Source organism: Sorangium sp. So ce128 (assembly GCF_051525245.1).
Classification (GTDB): Bacteria; Myxococcota_A; Polyangia; order Polyangiales; family Polyangiaceae; genus Sorangium; species Sorangium cellulosum_B.
The window spans coordinates 8,470,732-8,490,940 of the sequence record NZ_CP150313.1 but is presented as its reverse complement, the minus strand read 5'-3'; the positions used below and the strand labels follow the sequence as shown (position 1 = coordinate 8,490,940).

Sequence of the window (20,209 nt, the reverse complement as noted above, 5' to 3'; positions counted from 1 at the left end):
CCCCTGAAGTGATCGCCTGGTTTCCCGTTCCCGTCACCCTCGTCTCGAGGAGCGCGGTCCGCCTCTCCCGCGTGCGCTGAAGGCGCGCCGCGCTCGCCAGATCAGGACGGCGGTTGCGATGAGCACCACCGCGGCGCCGATCCCCAGGATGACCCATTGTGGCGCAGGGTAACGCCCGCGCTGGAGGCCAGGAGGCGGCCGCTCGTACTCGATCTGGAGCTCCGCTCCCACCGGCCCTCGTTACACGCGGATGCTCCGACCCGCAACTGATCCCGTGGCGCGAGCTGGCCGGCTCGGCGTGCAGGCCGGCTCGTGAGCAGCCGTGGCAGCTGCTCGGGCTGGCCGCGCAGAGCGAGGAAGCGCGCTCCAGATCAACGCCTCACCGACCGGCCAGAGCCAGCGGATCAAAACTTGCTTTCCTGGAAACTCGGGGTTGTAAAGTGGACCGAAGCGCGGGCACCGTGCGGCCGGTGCGAGAGGGTGAGAGATGAAGCCGGGCTCTTCAGCGTGGGTCGAGGGGGCGCTTCCGCGGCCTTCCCGGATTCGACGGTGCCTCATGGCGCTCGGCGCATGGGCGGTGCTCGGCGTCCTGGCGGGAGCGTGCGGCCGGACGAGCCTCCCCGACCTCTCGAACGCCAGCGCTGGAGGGGGCGGCTTTGGTGGCGCGACGAGCGGCAGCATGTCGACCTCATCGAACGGAGGCGAGGGCGTCGGAGGCTTCGACGCGTGCGGCGGCCCCACGGACTGTGACGATGGCGACGACTGCACGAGCGACGACTGCGCAGACGGGCGCTGCGACCATCGTCCCCGCGACGACGATCGGGACGGCGTCGGCCCGACGTTCTGCGGCGGGAGCGACTGCAACGACCTCAACCCGTCCGTCTTCCCGGGCGCGCCGGAGATCTGCACGGACGCCGCGGACAACGACTGCAACGGCGTCAGCGACTGCTTCGATCCCGCCTGCGCAGCGGGGGAGATCTGCGGCTGTACCCCGAGCCCTGCCGGCGAGCGCTGTCAGAACGGCGCCGACGACGACTGCGACACGATCGTCGACTGCTTCGACGCCGACTGCTCGGGAACGCCGGTCTGCGGCTGCTCCACCTCGGAGGCCGGGAAGTGCGGCAACGGCGCCGATGACGACTGCGATCTCGCCTTCGACTGCGACGACGCCGACTGCGGCTCCGAGCCGCTCTGCGCCTGCAGCTCCCAGCGCGAGCGCTGCGACAACCGCGAGGATGACGACTGCGATCTCCTCGTCGACTGCGGCGATCCGGACTGCCGCGGCATCTTCCCTTGCGCGTGCCAGCCGCCCGGCTCGCCGGAGCGGTGCGAGGACGGCGCTGACAACGACTGCGACGGGCGCGTCGACTGCGCGGATCCGCAGTGCACCGCCGCGCCGGCCTGCGAGCGCTGCGTGCCGGAGATCTGCGACGACGGCGCCGACAACAACTGCGATGAGCGCGTCGACTGCGCGGACAGCGCCTGCGCCTTCGCGCCGAACTGCGAGCCGACGCCGGAGCGCTGCAACAACGACGTCGACGACGACGGCGACGCCCTGGTCGACTGCCAGGACCCGGACTGCGCGAGCAGCCCCGTGTGCGTGCTCGAGCAGGCCAACTGCCTGTCGCCGAAGCGCATCCCCGGGACTGGCACGTACACGGGGGACACCACCGGGCACGTGAGCGAGACCCGGGGTGAGTGCGGCGGCGACGCCGGCGAGGCGGTCTTCTTCTTCGTGCTCACCGCGCCGTCGCGCGTGCGCGTCGACTCGCGCGGGTCGGCCTTCGACACGGCGCTCTACGTCCGCACGGGCGTCTGCGATTCCGGCCGGGAGATCGGCTGCGACGACGACAGCGGCGGGTCGCGGGCCTCCCTGCTCGATTTCGGCATCCTGTACCCCGGCACCTATTTCGTCTTCCTCGACGGCTTCACGATCGATCCCGCGAGCGGACCCAACGAGGGCCCCTTCGTGCTCAACGTCGAGATCGTCCCGAACCCGCGCGAGATCTGTGACGACGACCTCGACAACGACGGCGATCACTACGTCGACTGCGCTGATCCCGGCTGCGCCACCTTCGGCTCATGCCGGAGCTGCGCGAAGGGCGCCGCGCCTGGCCCCGAGTTCGGGACCGCCGCGTGCACCGACGGGATCGACAACGACTGCGACGGCGCGCTGGACTGCGCGGACGAGGACTGTAGCGCGAGCGACGTCTACGTGACCGAGTGCTGCAACGGCCTTGATGAAAACGGGAACGGGTTCCCTGACGATTTCAACTGCCGATGCGCCTCCGATGCCGATTGCGACGAGGGGCAGAGCTGCTACACGCACACTTCATTCACGTGCGGTTTCCCGTGCGAGAACTTCCGCGGGAGCATCTGTCCCTTCGTGGCGCCGGGCTCGCACTGCAACGATGCGACCCATCAGTGCGAGTTCTGATGGGCGTCGAGGTGACGCCGCCGCCTCTTTCGCGCGCGCGGCGCTCCCCGGCTGGCGCTCGTCCGGGCTAAGGTCAGGTCATGGAGATCCTGATCATCCGCCATGGCCATGCCGTGGATGACGCGCCGGACCTCGGCGACGCAGGTCGCTGGTTGACGGGCAAGGGGCGCAAGCTGACCCGGCGCGTCGCCAAATGGCTCGCGAAGCAGAAGGACCGCTGTCCTGGGGTGATCTGGACGAGCCCCCTCGTGCGCGCGGTGCAGACCGCGGAGATCATCGCCGAGGCCGCCGGGCTGACCGACGAGGTGTCGGTGGTCGCCGAGCTCTCTCCCTCGCGCGACACGGCCGAGATCCTTCGCCGGCTCTCGCAGCACCAGGGAGCTCAGCCGCTGGCGCTGGTGGGGCACGAGCCTTCGTTGTCGGCGCTGGTGACGTCGCTGCTCGGCGACGGCGGCTGGGCCGGCCTGAGCCTGAAGAAGAGCGGCGTCGTCGCGGTGAGCTGGGACGGGCGCGGGCCGGGGACGCTGCGCTTCGCGTTGGATCTGAAGGCCATGAAGGCGGTCGCGCCGGTGAAGGAAGCGCAGCAACAGGCGCCTCGCGCCCGGTGATGGGCGTCCGCGCCGCGGCGCCGCTCAGCGCACCGATCTCTCCACGGCGCTCAGCACGTCGACGTCGCGGACGCCGTCCGCCTCGGCGCGGTACGACAGCACGATCCGGTGCCGCAGCGCCGGGATCAGCAGCGCCCTCACGTCGTCCACGTCTGCGGCTGCTTCGCCGCGGAGCGCAGCGCGCGCCTTGGCCGCGATCACCAGCGCCTGGCTCCCGCGCGGCCCCGCGCCGTAGCGCACGTAGTCCCGGACCTCCTGCGCAGCGCGCTCCGCCCCCGGCCGCGTGGCCCTGGCGAGGCGCACCGCGAGGTCCACGGCCTCGTCGGTCACCGGGATCCTCGGGACGAGGCGCCCGATCGCCAGCACCTCTCGCGCCTTGAGCACCGCCGCGATCGCCGGCGGCTTCCCCGAGGTCGTCCGTCGCGCCACCTCGCGCTCCTCGGCCTCGCTCGGGTAGGTGACGTGAATCTCCAGCAAGAAGCGGTCGAGCTGCGCCTCTGGCAGCGGGTAGGTCCCTTCCTGCTCGATCGGGTTTCGCGTCGCGAACACCTGGAACGGGTCGGGGAGGGCGTGCGTGGTGGTCCCGACGGTCACCTTGCGCTCCTGCATCGCCTCGAGCAGGGCGGCCTGCGTCTTCGGCGGCGTCCTGTTCACCTCGTCCGCGAGGACGAGGTTGTGGAAGATGGGTCCGGGCTGGAAGCGCAGGCTCCGCGACCCGTGCTGCTCGTGCAGCACGTCGGTCCCCGTGATATCGGCGGGCAGCAGGTCAGGCGTGAACTGGACGCGCCCAAAGCTGAGATCGAGCGCCCTCGCGAGCGACGACACGAGCAGCGTCTTGGCGAGCCCCGGGACGCCGACGAGCAGCGCATGCCCGCGCGCGGCGAGCGTGATCAGCATGGCCTCGACGACATCGTCCTGCCCTACCACCGCCGCCGCGATCGCCGAGCGGAGCCGCCTGGCCCCCTCCGCTGTGCGCTCGAGGAGCGCGGCGTCCGAGAGGGCGGTCGATTCCTCCTCGGCGGTCGTGTCGGCGTCATTCTTGTGCTCGGGATCGCTCATACGGGCAGGGCTCGTACCCCGAGGCCGCGATGCCGACAAGGATCCGGCGAAGCCGGCGCTCCCCGCGGCGCTGGTCCTGGCCCGTGGAGGTTTGCTCGGACAGGTGAGCCAGTGTTAGCAATCGATCGCAATGGCGCAGAGCTCTGAGGCCCGGGAGAGGAGAGGGGCGCACGCGGCGGACGTGGAGGCGCAGCGCGAGCTCAAGGTGAGCGAGCCAGCGGACGAGCCGAGCAGCGGCAGCGCTGGCGCGGCGGAGGACGGCGCGGGAGCGGCCGAGATCGGCGGCCAGGTCGGCCCTGGGGAAGGCGGCGCGGAGAGCGGTGAAGCGCCGTCGGCGCCGCTCGAGTCCCTGAGCTTGCACGACGGACCGATCCCGCACGCGCCGCTCCCGCCGGTCGCGGGGCCGTGGCGTTCCTACAAGGAGATCCTCGCGACGCTGGCTCAGCGCGTGCTCGATGCGCAGCGGCCGATCCGCATCCTCCAGGCGCTCCGCTGGGAGGCGGACGTCGAAGAGCAATTTGTCCGCTCGAAGCAGCGCGAGCTGCCGCAGGTCGCCTACTCGGACGATCTGGGGTTCGACCCGGAGGCCAAGCAGCGCGAGCTCGAGGAGATCCTGCGCGACGCCGAGCGGGAGCTCGGCAAGCGCGATCGGCTCGGGCAGATCCTCCGCGCGACGGCGGACGAGTACCGGAAGGTCGTGCGCATGCTCATCGGACGGGGAACGAAGGCGTTCTACGCGCTGTCCCGCGAGCTCTACGGATCCCCGAAGGACAAGCTGCCAGACGGAAAGACGAGCGTGCGGGACATGGGGTTCGTGCTCTACGACCTCCTGACGGCGATCGGCGGTGAGCGCCTCGGCCCGTCGCAGCAGCGGGAGATCACGGCGGAGATGGCGGCGCTCGATCTGAACGCCCGCTTCGACCGCTTCTTCGGCGGCGCGTCGATCCGCGTGCAGGTGGACGACTCGCTCCTCGCGGACGCCGCCGCCGGCAGCGACTACGTGAAGATCCGGAGCGGCGCGATGTTCGCCAAGAGCGATGTCGACATCCTCGAGGCGCACGAGGGGTGGGTGCACGTGGCGACCAGCTTGAACGGGCAAGCTCAGCCGGTGGCGCGCTGGCTCGCGAAGGGGCCTCCGCGCACCACGGCGGTTCAGGAAGGGCTCGCCGTTCTGGTGGAGATCCTCACCTTCAGGAGCACTCCGCGTCGCGCGAAGAAGCTGAACGACCGCATCCTCGCGGTGGACAAGGCGGAGGACGGGGCGTCGTTCCTCGACGTGTTCGAGTGGTACCGCACCGAAGGTTACGAAGAAGACGAGTGCTTCCAGAATGCCAGGCGCGTCTTCCGCGGCGGCGTGCTCGCGGGAGGGGCGCCGTTCACGAAGGACGCCTGCTACTGTAAGGGGATCGTTCTCAACTACGCCTTCATGCGCGCGGCCATTCAGCACGATCGGGCGATGCTGATTCCCTTCTTGTTCGTGGGGAAGGTCGCGCACGAGGACGTCCCTGTCCTCCATGCGCACGTGACCGACGGGATCATCCGCCCGCCCCCGTATCTCCCGCCGATCTTCGACGACATGAACGGGCTGGCGATCTGGATATGCTATTCTTCCTTCTTCTCCCGCCTGGGAGGGACGGCGCTCGCCGAGCACTACGGCAGGATGCTGGAGCGCTGAGCGCGGCCGACCCCGGGGCCTCGGTTGCGCCGGCCTCCCTTCGGTGCGTGCGGCGGTCGCCTACGGAGCTGGCGCGGCGCAAGCCTTGGGGTTCGGGCCCGCCGCGTGCGCCTCGGCGATCGCGCGCGTGACCGCGAGCCAGATCCTGCGCCGGGTAGCGTCCGGCACCTCGGGGATGAGCCTGGCGGTGCTCATGAGCGACTCTTCGTCCGCCCCGCGGGAGCGCTCGGCGACCTGGAGGCTCAACGGATCGTGGAGTGCGCGCCGGTCCTCGGCGTTCATGCGCTTCACCGCCACGCGGAAGTCCTCGCGGGCCAGCCGGAGGCGGTTGCGCACCGTGTTCTCCTTCACGTCCAGGTCGCGCGCGATGTCGGCGGTCGTCACATCGAGCAGATCGTGCATGATCAAGACCACGCGTCGCTCGGTGTCGAGCCCGCCGAGCAGCCTGCCGACGAGCTGGCCGCTTTGCTCGCGTGCGAGCAGCTGTTCCGAGGTCAAGCCGGGGTCGGCGAGCTCGAACGGCCAGCTCGCCCCGGCGCCGACCGCGATCTCTCGGCGGCGGTGGGCGCGCTCGCGATAGTGGCCGACCTGTCGCCAGGCGATGCCGAACAGCCAGCGCCTGAGGGGCTCGCCGAGCGGGCTCGCCGTTTGTGGCGCCCCGCGTTCCAGGCTTGGGGCGTGGCCGCAGGGGGGATGTCTGGTGCGCGCCTCGTCTGAGCAGCGCCTCGGATCGAAGCGATCCAGCGCGTGATACGCAGCGATCATGACGTCTTGCAGGACGTCGTCGACGTCGCGTTCTGCCACCCCGAGCCAGCGGAGCGCTTGTCGGAGGAATGACAGCCCGACAGTGTACACGGTCTCGAAGCTGGGCCGCTCCAGAAGGGGCCTATGCTCAACAAGCTGTTGCATGCCTGAACTTACGTGCAGCAGCCCCCTCTGATTTGAAAATCGTCCAACCCTCCGACGTTACCATTAATAAGTAATTTTTATTACATTCGAGGTGGCCTCAACCTGGTCCGGCTGCCGACGGAGAAGAACGGCGAGGCAGCGCATTGCTCGACGTGCGGCGTGCGCTCAGTTTGCGCTCATTTGCCTTGGAACACCGGCTTCCGCTTCTCCATGTACGCGGCGAGCCCCTCGCGGGCGTCCTCCGACGTGAACAGCTCGGCCTGGAGCTCTCGCTCGAGGGCGAGCCCCTGTTCGAGCCCTACCTCGAAGCCCGTCTGAACGGCGCGCTTGATGCGCCCGACCGCCAGCGCCGCGCGGTCCGGCAGCGTGAACGTGTGGCTGTAAGCGAGGATCCGGTCCATGAACTCGTCATGGGAGGCCGTCTCCCAGACGTCATTGATCAGGCCAACCGCGAGCGCTGTCTCGAAATCGAACGTCTGCCCCTCGCACATCAGCTGGATCGCCCGCGATTTGCCGATGAGCCTGGCCAGGCGCTGGGTGCCTCCGGTGCCTGGCAGGACGCCCAGCGTGACCTCGGGGAGGCCGACCTTGCCGGCGCCTTTGCGGGCGATGCGGAGGTCACAGGCCATCGCGATCTCGAGACCACCGCCCACCGTGTGGCCATTCAGCGCGGCGATGCAGAGCTTCGGCGTGTGCTCGAGGCGGCTCAACGTCTCGTTCGCGTGGAGACAGAAGTAGTATTTGAACGTCGGGTCCGACTCGCGGAGCATGTTGATGTTCGCTCCTGCGCAGAAGAACTTTTCGCCGTGCCCGGTGATGACGATGACATGGACATCGTTGTCGAAGCGGGCCTCGAGGATGGCCGCGTCGAGGTCCTTCATCATCTCGTGGGTGTAGCCGTTGACGGGCGGATCATTGAGCGTAAGCAGCGCGACGCCTGCAGAGGTGGCGTAGTCGACGAGGGCCATGGGCGCTCTTTACCAAACCGTCAGAAAAAGCGCTGCCCCCTGGTGGAAAGGCGCGGAATTGTGCTACCCCGCAGGGACGTGCTCATGAACGCGCAGGACGTGCGGCAGAAGTTAAAAGAACTCATGGTCGAGGAGCTGAACCTCGAGGGGAAGACGCCGGCCGACATCGACGACGCCGCGCCGCTGTTCGGCGCGGGGCTGGGCCTCGATTCGCTGGACGCGCTCCAGCTCGCCATGAGCGTGGAGGAGCGCTTCGGCGTCCGCATCCCGGAGGGCGACGAAGCGAGGCCGATCTTCGCATCGGTGGACGCGCTCGTGGCCCACATCGTCAAGTCGACCGCGGCGGCGTGAACGCGCCGCAGAGAGCCGTTCGGGCGTGCGCATCTGGGTGACGGGCATCGGGGTCGTCTCGCCCCTGGCGCGCGGGGCGAGCGAGACGATGGACCGGCTCATCGCAGGAGAACGGGCCTTCGCGCCGCTCTCCTTGTTCGAGATCCCCGGGACGCGCGGGCGCATCGCCGCGGAGGTCCGCGACCTCTCCCCCGAGGAGGTCGCGCCGCCCGGCGAGGCGGAAGGGTGGTCTCGAACCGACGCGATGGCCGTGCTCTCGGCCCGCGAGGCGCTCGGACACGCGGGCATCGACCCGAGGGCCGTTCCAGTCGACCTGGTGGTCGGCGGGACGACCGCCGGGATGTTCGAGACGGAGGACTTGCTCGCCTGGCTGTCGCATGACCCCAGCGCGATCGCCCCCCTGAAGCGGATGCTCTCGCATCCCCTCTCATCGACGGCCGACCACGTCCGCGCCGCCGTCGGTCCGTTCCGTCGGGTGAGGAGCGTCTGCAGCGCCTGCTCGAGCGGCGCGAACGCCGTGTTGCTGGGCGCGGCCTGGCTCCGCGCCGGCCTCTCCACCCGCGTGCTCGCGGGGGGCGCCGACGGCCTGTGCCGGCTGACGTACACCGGCTTCGGCGCGCTCGCGGCCGTCGATCCGGAGCCGTGCCGCCCGTTCGATCGGCGGCGCGCCGGTCTGAACCTCGGCGAAGCGGCGGCGTTCCTGCTCCTCGAGTCCGAGGACGCCGCGCGCGCGCGCGGGGCGGAGCCGATCGTCGAGCTCCGCGGATGGGCGACCGGCGCCGAGGCGCATCACATCACCAACCCCGAGCGCGAGGGGCGCACCGCCGCGCGCGTCATGCGCGACGCTCTCCGATGCGCGGCGCTCACGCCCTCGGATCTTGATTACGTCAACGCGCACGGCACCGCGACGCCGCTGAACGACGTCATGGAGAGCGCCGCCCTGCGCGCCTGCCTCGGCCCCGAGGTGAACCGCATCGCCGTCTCCTCATCGAAGGGGCAGATCGGGCACACGCTCGGCGCAGCGGGCGCGGTCGAGGCCGCGATCACCGCCCTCGCCATCGCGCGCGGCGTGATGCCCCCGACCGGCGGCCTCGAAGAGGTCGATCCGGAGTGCCAGCTCGTGCACCTGAAGGAGGCGCGCGAGGCGCCGATCCGGTCGGCGATGTCGAACTCCTTCGGCTTCGGCGGCACGGACAGCGTGCTCGTGCTCGCGCAGCCAGACCGTTTTCCTCCGCCGCTCGACGCCGGCAGCGCGCCCCGGCGGCGCTCGGTCGTCGTGACGGCGGCCGCGACGATCGGCCCGCTCGGCGTCCTCGCGTCCCGCGGCGGCGCCGCATATCTGGAGCCTGGCCCTCCGCCAGCGGAAGGAGCCATCCCCTTCAACACGGCCGCGCACCTCGATCTCGCGCGGGCGAGGCGGCTCGACCGAGCTGGCCGGCTGACGACGGCCGCGATCCTCACGGCCCTCTCGGAGGCCGGGCTCGGTGGCGCGGTCCAGGCCGAGGCCGGCGCGGGCGATCCGGCGGCCGACGTCGCGCCGAGCCGCACCCTGCCTGGCGCCATCGTCGGCGCGTCCTTTGGCAGCGTCGACGCCTCGACCGCCTACATGCGGCGCATTTACGACAAGGGCGCGAAGTACGCGAGCCCCGCCGATTTTCCGAACCTGGTCCCCTCGTCGCCGGTCGGGCATGCCTCCATCTACCTGGGCCTCCGTGGCCCGGTGTTCGCGATGGCCGATCTCGGAGCGACCGCGGAAGCGGCCATGGTCACGGCCATCGAGCTCATCACGGCCGGGGAGGGGGAGGCGCTCGCCGCGGGCAGCGTCGAGGAGACGAGCCCGATGATCGAGCGGTGCCTCGGTCCGATCTGCTCGCAGGTCGTCAGCAGCGGGGTCCGCAGCGAGGGCGCTGCCGTGCTGCTCTTCGAGAGCGCCGCGCGTGTGCGTGAGCGAGGGGCGCGCCCGGTGGCGATGGTGTCCTGGTGGAACTCCTGGCGGGGTGACGGCGTGGGGATGCTCGCGGGAGCGCCAGCGCCGGCGCGCCTCGGCGCTTCGGGAGAGGGCGCCCTGCGAGCGCAGGCCACCGTCCCGTCGCCAGCCGCCGTGTTCGTCGGACGGGAGGAGGAGCGCCTCGTCGCCTGCCTGCATGGCTCACCGTGGGCCGAGGTGCGGCGCTCCACGCTCGCGTCGCGCTCAGGCGATCACGAGGGCGCCGGCGGGTTCGCCGCTGCTGCGGCGGTCGCGGCGCTCGCCTGCCGCGACCTCGCGAGCGTGCTCGTCGTGGGCGGCGCACCCGACCGGGGATACGCCATCCTGCTGGTCGCTCCCGGCGACGCGTGACGACATCGCCGCCCGCTCCCCGCCGTCGTGCGCGGCACCTCGTCAGCGCCGGGCGCCTCCTGCTCTTGCTCGCGAGCCTCCCTGCCTGCGCCGCGAGCGCCCCGCGGCGCGGCGGCGCGCTCGACGCCGAGCTAGCGCGCCTCCTTCCTGGCCCATCGGCGGGCACGTCCGCCGCGCGGCTCGACCCCTCCGCGTGGCGAGAGGGGCGCGAGCGCCTCGCAGGTCTCCGCCGCGAGGTCGAGGGGGCTGGCCCGCGCACGCTCCGCGTCCGCCTGGCATTGCGGGAGCCGCGCACTGGCCACGTGCTCGAGGCGCGCGGCGCGATCGCGGTCGCCCCGCCGGCGATCGAAGGGCGAGCACGCGCGGCGGGGAGCGACATTCTCGAGCCCGAGGGCGCGCTGCGGATGATCCTCCTCGGCCCGGGCGGCACCACCGCGCTCGACCTGTGGGCGCGCGGCGATCGCTTCCGTTTCGCCGTTCCCGCGCTCGATCTGCTGAGGCGCGGCGACGCCTCGACGCCACGGACTGCACTCCGCGGTCTGCCGGTAGATTTCCTGCGCTGGTGGATGCTTCACCCGGCAGCGGGGACGCTGCTCTGGTACTCGCGCGCCGAGAGCACGGATTCCTTCGTCCTGCGCGACGGCGACGCCGTGATCGATCTGCGGGTCAACGACCGAGGCGTGATCGGCGCGCGCCGCACCACGTGGTCGACGGCGGAGGGCACCCGCCGGCGCCGGCTCGACGAGGAGGTCGTGATCGCCGAGGGCATGGGCTGCGGCAACGTCCGTTACGCGCAGGCCTCGACCGGGCTGCTCATCACGGTGATCTGCGAGGCCGAGGAGCGGGATCGCGCGCCGGATCCGCGCGCGTTCGTCGATCCCGACGCGCTCCGGCCGGGGGGCGGCTCATGAGCGACGCCTGCGTCATCGCCTCGGGCGCTGTCTCGGCGCTCGGCCTCGGCCCTCTCGCCTACCGCGTCCCTCGGGCTGGTGAGCCTGCGCCTGTCGCGATCGCGCGCGACGCGGAGCTGGATCGCGCCGGCCTGCTGCGGCCCTTCGCCGCGCGCGCGCCGGCGGAGCTCGGCGTCGCTCCAGGCGCCGATCGCGCCACGGACCTGCTGAAGGCGGCGCTCTCACAGACGCTCGCGGCGCTGGAGGGCGTGCGTCCGGGCTTTCGTGGCGAGCGCATCGGCATCGCCCTCGGCACCTCCAGCGGCGGCATGCTCACCGCGGAGCGGTTCTTCGCCGCCCGCGCCGAGGGCGCCGACGCCGGATCGCTCGCCGCGCTGGCCTCGCGCGCGACGTATTTCGCGCCGTTCAACGACGCGCTCGCGGCGTTCGGGCTCGAGCGGACCCCGCTGCGCACGCACCTGCTCGCGGCGTGCGCGGCGAGCACCCTGGCGATCGGCCTCGGTCTCCGCTGGCTCGATCGCGACGCCTGCGATCTCGTGCTCGCCGGTGGCTACGACGCCCTCAGCATCTTCGTCGCCGCCGGCTTCGAGGCGCTCCGCGCGACCACGGCGTCCAGGTCGCGCCCGTTTCGGGTCGGCCGTGACGGCATGGCGCTCGGCGAGGGCGCCGCCGTCGTCGCCCTCGTCCGCGAGGACCGTCTCCGCGGCGCCCCGGTGATCGTCCGCGTCGCCGGCTTCGGCGCCTCCACGGACGCGGTGCACATCACCGCCCCGGATCGAACCGGCTCGGGGCTCGCGCGCGCCGGCGCCGCGGCGCTCGCCGACGCCGGGTGGCCTGCCTCGCGCGTCGGTCTGATCAGCGCCCACGCCACGGCGACGCCTTACAACGACGCGATGGAGTCGCGCGCGATCGCCGCGCTGCTCTCGCCGCGCGGCGCCGTGGAGGGCTCGGACGCGCTGCCGGGCGCGGATGCGCCTCCGCCGGTGGTCCACCCGTTCAAGGCTCAGATAGGGCACACGCTCGGGGCCGCGGGCGTGCTCGAGGCGCTCGCCGCAGCAGCCGCCCTCCAGGCGTCCATCGCTCCACCGGCGGCCTCCGAAGGCGAGCTCGACCCCGACGCACCGGCTCACCTGCTCGATCGCGCCGAGCCCCGCCCGCTCTCTTCGGCGCTCAAGCTCTCGGCAGCGTTCGGCGGCGCCAACGCCGCCCTCTTGCTCACGTCCACCGCCAGCGGGCGCCGCCCGCGGCGCCCGCGCGCCGTGGTTCTCCGCGCGCACGCGCACGTGACGGGCTCCGATCTCGGGCGCCTCGCCGAGGCGACCGGCATCGCGCGCGACCGCCTCGCGCGCCTCGACGCGCTCTGCCGGCTCGGGCTGACCGCGGTGGCAGCCCTCGCCGCCATCGTCGGCGCCGATCGCTTGCGGGGGGCCGGCATCGTCGCGGGCCACGCGCTCGCCACGATCGACACCAACGAGGTGTACGACGCCCGCCGGCGCGCCCGCGGAGCCCGCTTCGTCGAGCCTCGCCTCTTCCCTGCGACGTCGCCGAACGCGATCGCGGGCGAGTGCGCCATCGCGTACCAGCTCACCGGGCCGAGCTTCGCGGTCGGCGCCGGGCTCGGCGGCGCGCTGGAGGCGCTCCGCGCCGCGGCCGATCTCGTCGCGTCCTCCGACGCCGACCGCATGGTCGTCCTCGCGGCCGACGACGCGGGGCCGGTCGCGCGCGAGCTGCTCGGCCTCACAGGCGCCCAGCACCGCGCGCTCGCCAGCGGCGCCGTCGCGCTGCTCCTGCAGGCGGATCCCGGCGACGAGGAGCGCCTGCGCAAGGTCGATCCGGACCTCCCTGTCGACCACGAGGGGCCGGTTGGCCATCTCGCCCTCCTCCGCTGGCTCAAGGAGCACGCGTAGCGGCGCGCCCGTCCCCGTCATCCTTGGTGGTCGTGATCGCTTCGCTTGCCGATCCGCGCCTCGATCTGGCAAGGTTCCCAGCTGGAATCAGCTGCTTCCCCCGAGCGTTGTCCTGCCCGCGTATGTTCTGCCGCCAAACAAAAGCTGTCGCTTCGCTCCTCGTCGTTGCTTCGGCCGTCCTCGCCGGGTGCGCGACCCACTACATCCCGAACACAGACGTGGAGGACAACGACGACAACCGCAAGATCATCTCGTTCTGCGAGAAGTATCGCAACGCGGTGGAGAGCAAGAACGTGGGCGAGCTGCTCAAGCTCGCGTCGCCCAAGTACTACGAGGACGGCGGCAACATCGATGCGGCGGACGACCTCGATTACGCTGGCCTGCGCTCGTACCTCACCGGCAAGTTCCAGGACGCTCGCGCCATCCGCTACGAGATCCGCTACCGGCGCGTCCTGAAGGGTGATGACGTCATCTACGTCGACTACACCTTCAGCGCGAGCTATCGCATCCCGGGGGGCAAGGGCGAAGAGTGGCGCCGCAAGGTGGACGACAACCGGCTGGAGCTCGTGGAGTACCAGGACGGGTACCGCATCGTCGCGGGGATGTAGCGGCCGGTCGCTGCGCGACCGGGACGTGCGGCGGTAGCTCCGCCCGCCAGATCTAGTTTAGTGCGCTCTTCGAGGAGGGCGCATCAAACACGCCCTTCTCCTTCGCGGCGGCGAGTATGCGGAGCGCAGTGCGGTAGCCGCGCAGGACGAGCGGCTTGGCGGCGAACCGGTTCATGTAGCTGTACCGGCCGATCGCGGGCGCCACGTCCAGGAAGGTGACGTTCGGGTAGAGCTTGGAGAGGAGCTCGACGCCGCGGCGCTCCTTCTCGGCCAGAAGGATGCTGAGCGACTGCCGGACGACGCTGGGCGCGCCGCTCCTCGCGATCGAGCGCTGCGACTCGTCGCGCTCCTCGGGGCGGTAGATGTTGGAGATGATCACGATGTTCGCGCCGGCATTCACGGCCACGTCGGCGGAGAGCGTCCGGATCACCTCGCCGCTCAAGTGATAGCGGCCGTTGATGCGGTAGGGCCGGAACAGGCCGGGCACGCAGCAGCTGGCGGCCACCGCCTGGCTGATCGGCGTGGCCTCGTCGTAGCCAGGGCCGAACACGACGCGCTTGGCGCTGTCCACGTCCACCGCCGTCACGTAGACGGCGTGCGGCAGCTGCCGGAAGTCGTTGATCGGCAGCGTCCGGCGCACGTAGCGCTCGAGCCTGTCGATCGAGAACACCCCCGAGCAGAGGTATCCCGGGTCGAGCAGATCGCGCAGGGCGGGAGCGCCGAAGAAGCTCGACACGTGGAGGCGAGGCCCGCGGTGACGTCGTCTCCAGGGGAGGCGGTAGGCGTCGAGAAGCACATCGAGCGGGATGTCTTGCCCGTACGTCGCGCTGACCAGCGCGCCCGCTCCCGCGCCCACGTAGATCTCTGGATGGATGCCCAGCTCCTCGCAAGCCTTCAGCACGCCGAGGTGCGCAAGGCCTCGCGCCGCTCCTCCGGAGCCCACGAACGCGATCTTGAGGCGGCTCATCGAGCCCCGATCTTGTCGGAGATATGGCACAAGCGCAAAGCCTACTGTAGCTGGAAGTCCTCGAGCAGCCGATAGATCTTGAATCGCGGGCCGTCGCGGCGCAGCCAGACGACGATCTCGTCGCCGAGCAGGCGATCCGTGGCGACCCGCGCGGTCGCGATCGGCACGCGGATCACGACGTCCTGGTCATCGAGCGTCTCGGGCTGGATCGCGGGGTGTTGCGGCGTCGCGAGCACGTCCTCGGCCCGGAAGATCTGGAGCTCCGACTCTCGATAGACCGGCTCTCCGGCGAGCTTTCCGTACTCGAGCCGCCGGAACCGCTGCTCCCACCAGAGCCCGGCGCTCGGCGGCTGCCCCGATCCGCCCGAGCCGGTGTGGATCGCGAGGGCATCGCGCGTCAGCAACTCGCTCAAGGCTTCGCTGTCCTCGGCGACCACCCGCCGGAAGAACTCGTCCACGACGTCCTGCGCGGCGCCGATGCCGAGAGGTGTCCGGAGGGTCACGACGCTGTCCTCGACGTCTGCTTGGTTCGTCGGTGGCGGCGGGGTGCTCGCCGGATCGAGCGCCACCCCGTCGGGGCGGCGGCGCTCGTCAGAGAGCTCGGCGGCGGTGGGAAAGGAGGCCGGTTCTCCGCGGCCGCACCCCAGGAGCGACCAGCCCGCGATCACGGCGACGAGCAGCGATGGACACGCTCGCGACGGCCGAGAGGCGTCCGGAGCGCCGGCCGGCGGTGCATGGGCCCTGGCCTCCTGCGGGCCCTCCGGGCGTTCAGATCGGCTCGATCGCGGGAGCATCGGCGCGGGTGAACGTCACGATCGCACGCTCGCCAACGTGGGTCCACCCCGCGGGGGCCTGGTCGTCATCGAAGTCCGACGCGACGAGCGTCAACCGGCTCGCGGCATAGTCGGGCATGCGCATTCGGCCCAACCCGCCGTCGCTGAGGAGCCGCTCCATGTCCTCGCTGCCCTGGTAGATGCGGTACGCCATCGACGTGCCGCCGTGGGCGGCGAGCAGGTACTCGGGGTTCGTGACCACGATGTTCATCGCGCTCGGCCCCGCCCCTTCCTCCGCGCAGAGCCGGTCCACGAGCGCGATGGAGGACCGGAGGGCCGTCCGCGCGCTCGCCGCGTCCACGTTGGGTCGATCGAGCTGGCCGCTGTCGTGGAGGAAGGACAGGAACAGGTGGAAGAGGAGCTCGCTGTCCGTCTCGCCGCGAACGTCGCGCTGGAGAAACTGCGGCAGCGAGTCGCTCAGCTGGTTCCGCAGGCGGGCGAACCCTTCGACCGTGCCCGTGTGGGCGAACAGCCACTGCCGATAACGGAAGGGGTGCGTGTTCTCGGTGCGCAGGCTGCCGACGGTCGCAGCCCGGACATGCGCCACGAGGATGTCGGCGCGCACGTCCTTGGTCATGTCGGCCAGGCTGATCTCCGGTCGATCATCGATCGGCCGGCGCTTGAGGAGAATCTCTCCTCCCTGGTAGAAGCCGACCCCCCAGCCAGGGATCACGCCCTCCCTTCGGCGAACCGTGAGGGCACGTTCTTCGAGCTCGATCGCACGCGCGCCGAGATCCGGACGGTTACCGATAAAGCCGACGAGACGAGCCATAGCTTTGTCCTCGCGAGTTGGGTCGGGGAGGCGGGGGCAGGGTCCGGCTCGCCGGTAGAGCGCTCCCTCATCTGCAAGCAGGGGTGGCTCCGTCGGTCGGCCGAGTGAGCGTGGGTCGCGGGTTGCGCCCTATGCTTTCTTGATACGACAGAGTCGCCCTGCAAGCGGAGCAAAAACGGATCCCCAGCGGCGAGGCGGGGCGCGGGCACGGCCTGACCACACTGCCCGCCGTTGTCGCGCGTCGCGTGGGCTTGCCGATCGCGTTACCTCTTACTCACGCTCCTCGCACAGCGTCGCGATTCCGACGCGTGGGTGCGCGCGAGGAGCGGCTAGCCTCGTCTGCTCCCACGCTTCCGCGCTCCCACGCGTCGGCCCGCCGCGTCGGCGCCGTGGCGCATCGCGCCGTGAACGATGCGATGCCAAGCGGCGCCCAGAATTTCCGGCAGGAGCTCTGACGCGCGGCACTAAGGCGAGAGCCGATTCAGCATGCGCGGGAACGGGATCGTCTCGCGCACGTGCGGCAGACCGCAGATCCAGGCGACGCTCCGCTCGACGCCGAGCCCGAAGCCCGCATGCGGGAAGGTGCCATACCGGCGCAGATCCAGGTACCAGCCGAACGCCTCGGGGGGCAGCCGATGCGCCTCGATTGCCCGCTCGAGGATGGCGAGATCATCCTCGCGCTGCCCGCCCCCGATCACCTCTCCATAACCTTCCGGCGCCAGGACATCGACGCAGAGCGCGAGCCGGTCGTCCGTCGGATCGCGCTTCATGTAGAACGCTTTCACCTGAGCCGGATAGCGGTGAATCATGACGGGGCGATCGTACCGGCCGGAGATGATCGTCTCGTCCTCGCCGCCGAAGTCCTCTCCCCAAGGAAAATCCGGAATTTCGGCCTCTCCGGCCATTTCGCGTTTCTCCGCGCGCGCCTCGTTCAGGATGGCGACGGCCTCGTCGTAGCGGATGCGCGGGAACGGTTTCTTGACGGCCTCGAGCTTCCCGACGTCGCGCTCGAGCACCGCGAGCTCGGGGCGGCGCCGCTCGAGGACCCGCTCGACGATGAAGCAGAGGAAGTCTTCCGCGAGGTCCATGTCGCCCGCGAGGTCCATGAACGCCACCTCGGGCTCGACCATCCAGAACTCGGCCAGGTGGCGTCGGGTCTTCGACTTTTCCGCGCGGAACGTGGGCCCGAAGCAGTACGCCTTCCCGAACGCGGCAGCTGCCGCCTCCATGTAAAGCTGCCCCGACTGGGTGAGGTACGCCTTCTCGCCGTGGTAGTCGGTCTGGAACAGCGTGCTCGTCCCCTCGCACGCGTTCGGCGTGAAGACCGGCGCATCGACGAGCGTGAACCCGCGCCCGTCGAAGAAGTCGCGGATGGCCTGGATGATGGTGTGACGGACGCGCAAGATCGCGTGCTGCCGCTTCGATCGCAGCCAGAGGTGGCGGTGATCCATGAGGAAGTCGGTCCCGTGCTCCTTCGGGGAGATCGGGTACTCGCCGGCGGTGGGGCCGAGCACGCGGAAGCCGGACGCGGCGATCTCGTAGACCCCGGCGCGCTTCGGGTGCGCCTTCACCTCACCGACGACATCGATCACGCTCTCCTGGGTGACCTTGTCGGCGGCCGCGAAGACCTCGTCGCCGACGTCGCTCTTCGCCATCACGCACTGGACGGTGCCGAAGCCGTCGCGCAGCTCGAGGAAGTGGAGCTTGCCGCTCGATCGCTTGTTGTAGAGCCATCCGCGGAGCACGACAGTGCTGCCGACGTGCGCGCTGAGGTCGCTGGTAGCAATGACGGGCTGATCCTGCATGGGCGCCCGAAATAGCACGGTTTAGTTGCGGCTGACGCCGGCTCCGGCCAAAAATGGCGCCATCTTGGTCCTCCAACGGCATCGCGCGCTCTCGCTCTGCTTGCCCGCGTTCATCCTGCTGCTCGCTGCAGGTGGCACGCCGCTCGCCGCTGGCGGCTGCTCGGCGCTCTATCCCGAGCTCTCGACCCGCCTGCACGAGCCTCCTTCAGACCAGGAGCTGCATCCTCCGCCGCCCGAGAACGTCCGATGGCTGCGGGTCGTCCGGGCGAGAATCCCGGAGCGCACTCGGGACGGCCGCGCCTGGGATTCCGGCGCCGGTGACCTCCCGGACCCCTATGTCCGCGTCTTCGTCAACGGCGCGGAGATCTTTCGGACGGCGGAGCAAGCGAACACGCTGGAGCCGACCTGGCCCGAAGGACCCAGCGGAAACTTCCAGATCTTGCCCGAGGACCGGCTCCGGGTGGAGGTCTGGGAATCGGATCCGCTCACCGACAAGCCGATCGGGGTGCGCGACATCGGCCGTCCGAGCGATACGCACCGAGCCGCAGGCGAGATCGAGATCGAGCTCGACGCGGGCGGCTCGCTCACGCTCGCGTTCCAGCCGGCGCACGCCAAGCTCGGCCTCGGCCTCTGGTACCAGCTGCATTCCGGCTCGGCATTCATCTCGCGGACGATGGAGGGCGGGCCTGCAGAGCGCGCCGGGCTCCGCAAGGACGACGAGGTGCTGGAGATCGCCGGGCAGCCGCTGCGGCGCATGTCCGTCGCGGCGATCCGGGGCGCGCTCGACGCCGTGCCGCGCGCCGGGCTCGTGCTCCTGGTCAAGCACGCCACGGGCACGACCGAGCGGATCAGGGTCCACGAGGGGCCCATCTATCCGCTGTTCGATCGCTTCGCCGCCGCCGAGTAGGGGAGCCAGCGCGCCGTGAAGATCCCGCCCTTCGGGCTCACCACCCGGGAGATCCGCGAAGAGCTCGCCCCCTTGCGGAACGACTTCTCCATCGCCGTCTGCCGCGCGAAGAACCCGTTCAACATCGGCGCCATCATCCGCGTCGCGCACTCGTTCCTGGTGCGGGAGATCTTCCTGATCGGGACCGAGCCCTACTACGAGCGCGCTTCGATGGGCATGCAGAAGTACGAGACCATCGTCGAGTGCCCCGACGAGGCGAGCTTCCTCGAAGCGGCGCGCGGCCGCCCGCTCATCGGCGTGGAGCGCGATCACGCGCGGCGCACCCTCTGGGAGGCGCCGTTCCCCCGCGGGCTCGTGTTCCTCTTCGGCAGCGAGGATGACGGGCTGCCGCAGGCGCTGCTCGACGCGTGCGAGGACGTGATCGCGATCCCCATGTACGGGATCAACCACTCGTACCCCGTGGCGATCGCGGCGGGCATGACCCTGTGCGAGTGGGCTCGGCGGCGCGACCCGCGCGGCGGCGTGAGCCGCGCAGGAGGGTGAGCGGCGCCGAGGCGGGCCCCCGTCCGTGGACGGAAGCGCGCTACTCGGGGTAGCGCTCGAAGACGAGGAGCTCGCCCAGGAGGTCGTGATCGAGCGTTCCAGCAGGGCGCATCCCGAGCTTCTCGATCACCCGGAGCGACGCGCGGTGCCAGGCCGGCGTGGTCGCGATGACGCGCCTCACGCCCGGCTGCTGCAGCGTCCAGTGCAGGACGGCGCGCGACCCCTCCGTCGCGTAGCCTTGGCCCTGGGACTTGCCCTCGACGCCGTAGCCGATCTCCACCGTGCCGGTCGCGTCGGGCCGGCCGTTCAGCACCACGCTGCCGACGACGACGCGCTCCTCCTGCCCGCGCGTCACCATCAGCCGCGTGCCCCACAGGAACGCCTCTGGATCGTCGCGCAGCCGGTCGAGCGGCGAGCTGAAGGCGCGCTCGACGAGCGCGCGCCCGGGCCAGGCGCCAGGGAAGCGCGCGCCGGACAGGGCCTCGGCCTCGGCGCGATCTCCGCGGATGACCGCCTCGAGCAGGGACAGCGAGACCGGGGTGAGCGCCAGGCGCTCGGTAGTCAGGGTGCTCATCGCGAACCTGCGCCGGATCAGATCATGCGCCGCGGCT

At 70.9% G+C, this 20,209-nt stretch carries 18 protein-coding genes; 10 read left to right on the top strand and 8 right to left on the bottom strand.

From position 1 onward, the window contains the following. Positions 1 to 556 precede the first annotated feature (556 nt). Both WME82_RS32200 and sixA read left to right on the top strand, forming a co-directional pair. Positions 557 to 2,437, top strand: a complete 1,881-nt coding sequence (locus tag WME82_RS32200) for a MopE-related protein (RefSeq protein ID WP_438038422.1) — start codon at positions 557 to 559, stop codon at positions 2,435 to 2,437. A gap of 80 nt (positions 2,438 to 2,517) precedes the next feature. Further along, entirely contained in the window at positions 2,518 to 3,045 is a 528-nt protein-coding gene (gene sixA, locus WME82_RS32195) for a phosphohistidine phosphatase SixA (RefSeq protein ID WP_438038421.1), read from the top strand. 24 nt (positions 3,046 to 3,069) lie between these two features. Here the strand turns inward: sixA and WME82_RS32190 are convergent, their stop codons facing one another. After that, positions 3,070 to 4,104 (bottom strand): AAA family ATPase, encoded by a 1,035-nt coding sequence (locus tag WME82_RS32190; protein ID WP_438038420.1) that lies wholly within the window; start codon positions 4,102 to 4,104, stop codon positions 3,070 to 3,072. A gap of 130 nt (positions 4,105 to 4,234) precedes the next feature. On the opposite strand from WME82_RS32190, the gene WME82_RS32185 reads away from it, so the two are divergent. Beyond that, positions 4,235 to 5,779, top strand: coding sequence for a flavohemoglobin expression-modulating QEGLA motif protein (locus WME82_RS32185; protein WP_438038419.1), 1,545 nt, complete (start codon positions 4,235 to 4,237; stop codon positions 5,777 to 5,779). Between the two features lie 60 nt (positions 5,780 to 5,839). Here the strand turns inward: WME82_RS32185 and WME82_RS32180 are convergent, their stop codons facing one another. Further along, positions 5,840 to 6,688 carry an RNA polymerase sigma factor gene (locus WME82_RS32180; RefSeq protein ID WP_438038418.1) on the bottom strand — a complete coding sequence of 283 codons (849 nt, stop codon included), beginning with the start codon at positions 6,686 to 6,688 and terminating at the stop codon, positions 5,840 to 5,842. Positions 6,689 to 6,864: 176 nt separating this feature from the next. After that, positions 6,865 to 7,656: an enoyl-CoA hydratase/isomerase family protein gene (locus WME82_RS32175; protein WP_437709110.1), complete on the bottom strand. Its 792-nt coding sequence runs from the start codon at positions 7,654 to 7,656 to the stop codon at positions 6,865 to 6,867. 84 nt (positions 7,657 to 7,740) lie between these two features. On the opposite strand from WME82_RS32175, the gene WME82_RS32170 reads away from it, so the two are divergent. The 5 genes from WME82_RS32170 (at position 7,741) to WME82_RS32150 (ending at position 13,771) form a co-directional block, all read left to right on the top strand. Next, entirely contained in the window at positions 7,741 to 8,007 is a 267-nt protein-coding gene (locus tag WME82_RS32170) for a phosphopantetheine-binding protein (RefSeq protein WP_044969499.1), read from the top strand. A 25-nt stretch (positions 8,008 to 8,032) separates the two neighbouring features. After that, a complete protein-coding gene (locus WME82_RS32165) occupies positions 8,033 to 10,345 on the top strand; it encodes a beta-ketoacyl synthase N-terminal-like domain-containing protein (RefSeq protein ID WP_438038417.1) in 2,313 nt (770 codons plus the stop codon). Next, positions 10,342 to 11,256 (top strand): hypothetical protein, encoded by a 915-nt coding sequence (locus WME82_RS32160; protein ID WP_438038416.1) that lies wholly within the window; start codon positions 10,342 to 10,344, stop codon positions 11,254 to 11,256. The genes WME82_RS32165 and WME82_RS32160 overlap by 4 nt, the downstream gene beginning before the upstream one ends. Further along, entirely contained in the window at positions 11,253 to 13,163 is a 1,911-nt protein-coding gene (locus tag WME82_RS32155; RefSeq protein WP_438038415.1) for a beta-ketoacyl synthase N-terminal-like domain-containing protein, read from the top strand. Before WME82_RS32160 ends, WME82_RS32155 begins: the two co-directional genes overlap by 4 nt. A 122-nt stretch (positions 13,164 to 13,285) precedes the next feature. Next, positions 13,286 to 13,771, top strand: coding sequence for a hypothetical protein (locus tag WME82_RS32150; protein WP_438038414.1), 486 nt, complete (start codon positions 13,286 to 13,288; stop codon positions 13,769 to 13,771). Between the two features lie 52 nt (positions 13,772 to 13,823). On the opposite strand, the gene WME82_RS32145 is transcribed toward WME82_RS32150, so the two are convergent. The 4 genes from WME82_RS32145 to asnS form a co-directional block, all read right to left on the bottom strand. Further along, positions 13,824 to 14,738, bottom strand: a complete 915-nt coding sequence (locus tag WME82_RS32145) for a patatin-like phospholipase family protein (protein ID WP_437740306.1) — start codon at positions 14,736 to 14,738, stop codon at positions 13,824 to 13,826. A 41-nt stretch (positions 14,739 to 14,779) separates the two neighbouring features. Beyond that, positions 14,780 to 15,406, bottom strand: coding sequence for a hypothetical protein (locus WME82_RS32140; protein WP_438038413.1), 627 nt, complete (start codon positions 15,404 to 15,406; stop codon positions 14,780 to 14,782). 100 nt (positions 15,407 to 15,506) lie between these two features. Continuing rightward, positions 15,507 to 16,244 (bottom strand): class II glutamine amidotransferase, encoded by a 738-nt coding sequence (locus tag WME82_RS32135; protein ID WP_437542954.1) that lies wholly within the window; start codon positions 16,242 to 16,244, stop codon positions 15,507 to 15,509. A gap of 563 nt (positions 16,245 to 16,807) precedes the next feature. After that, positions 16,808 to 18,148, bottom strand: a complete 1,341-nt coding sequence (gene asnS / locus WME82_RS32130; protein WP_438038412.1) for an asparagine--tRNA ligase — start codon at positions 18,146 to 18,148, stop codon at positions 16,808 to 16,810. A gap of 64 nt (positions 18,149 to 18,212) precedes the next feature. Between asnS and WME82_RS32125 the strand changes: the two genes are divergently transcribed. After that, entirely contained in the window at positions 18,213 to 19,055 is an 843-nt protein-coding gene (locus WME82_RS32125; RefSeq protein WP_437740303.1) for a PDZ domain-containing protein, read from the top strand. A 15-nt stretch (positions 19,056 to 19,070) separates the two neighbouring features. Next, positions 19,071 to 19,598 carry a TrmH family RNA methyltransferase gene (locus WME82_RS32120; RefSeq protein WP_437542947.1) on the top strand — a complete coding sequence of 176 codons (528 nt, stop codon included), beginning with the start codon at positions 19,071 to 19,073 and terminating at the stop codon, positions 19,596 to 19,598. Between the two features lie 40 nt (positions 19,599 to 19,638). Here WME82_RS32120 and WME82_RS32115 read toward each other — a convergent pair whose 3' ends face one another. Further along, positions 19,639 to 20,172, bottom strand: a complete 534-nt coding sequence (locus tag WME82_RS32115) for a GNAT family N-acetyltransferase (RefSeq protein ID WP_437740302.1) — start codon at positions 20,170 to 20,172, stop codon at positions 19,639 to 19,641. Between the last annotated feature and the right edge of the window lie 37 nt (positions 20,173 to 20,209).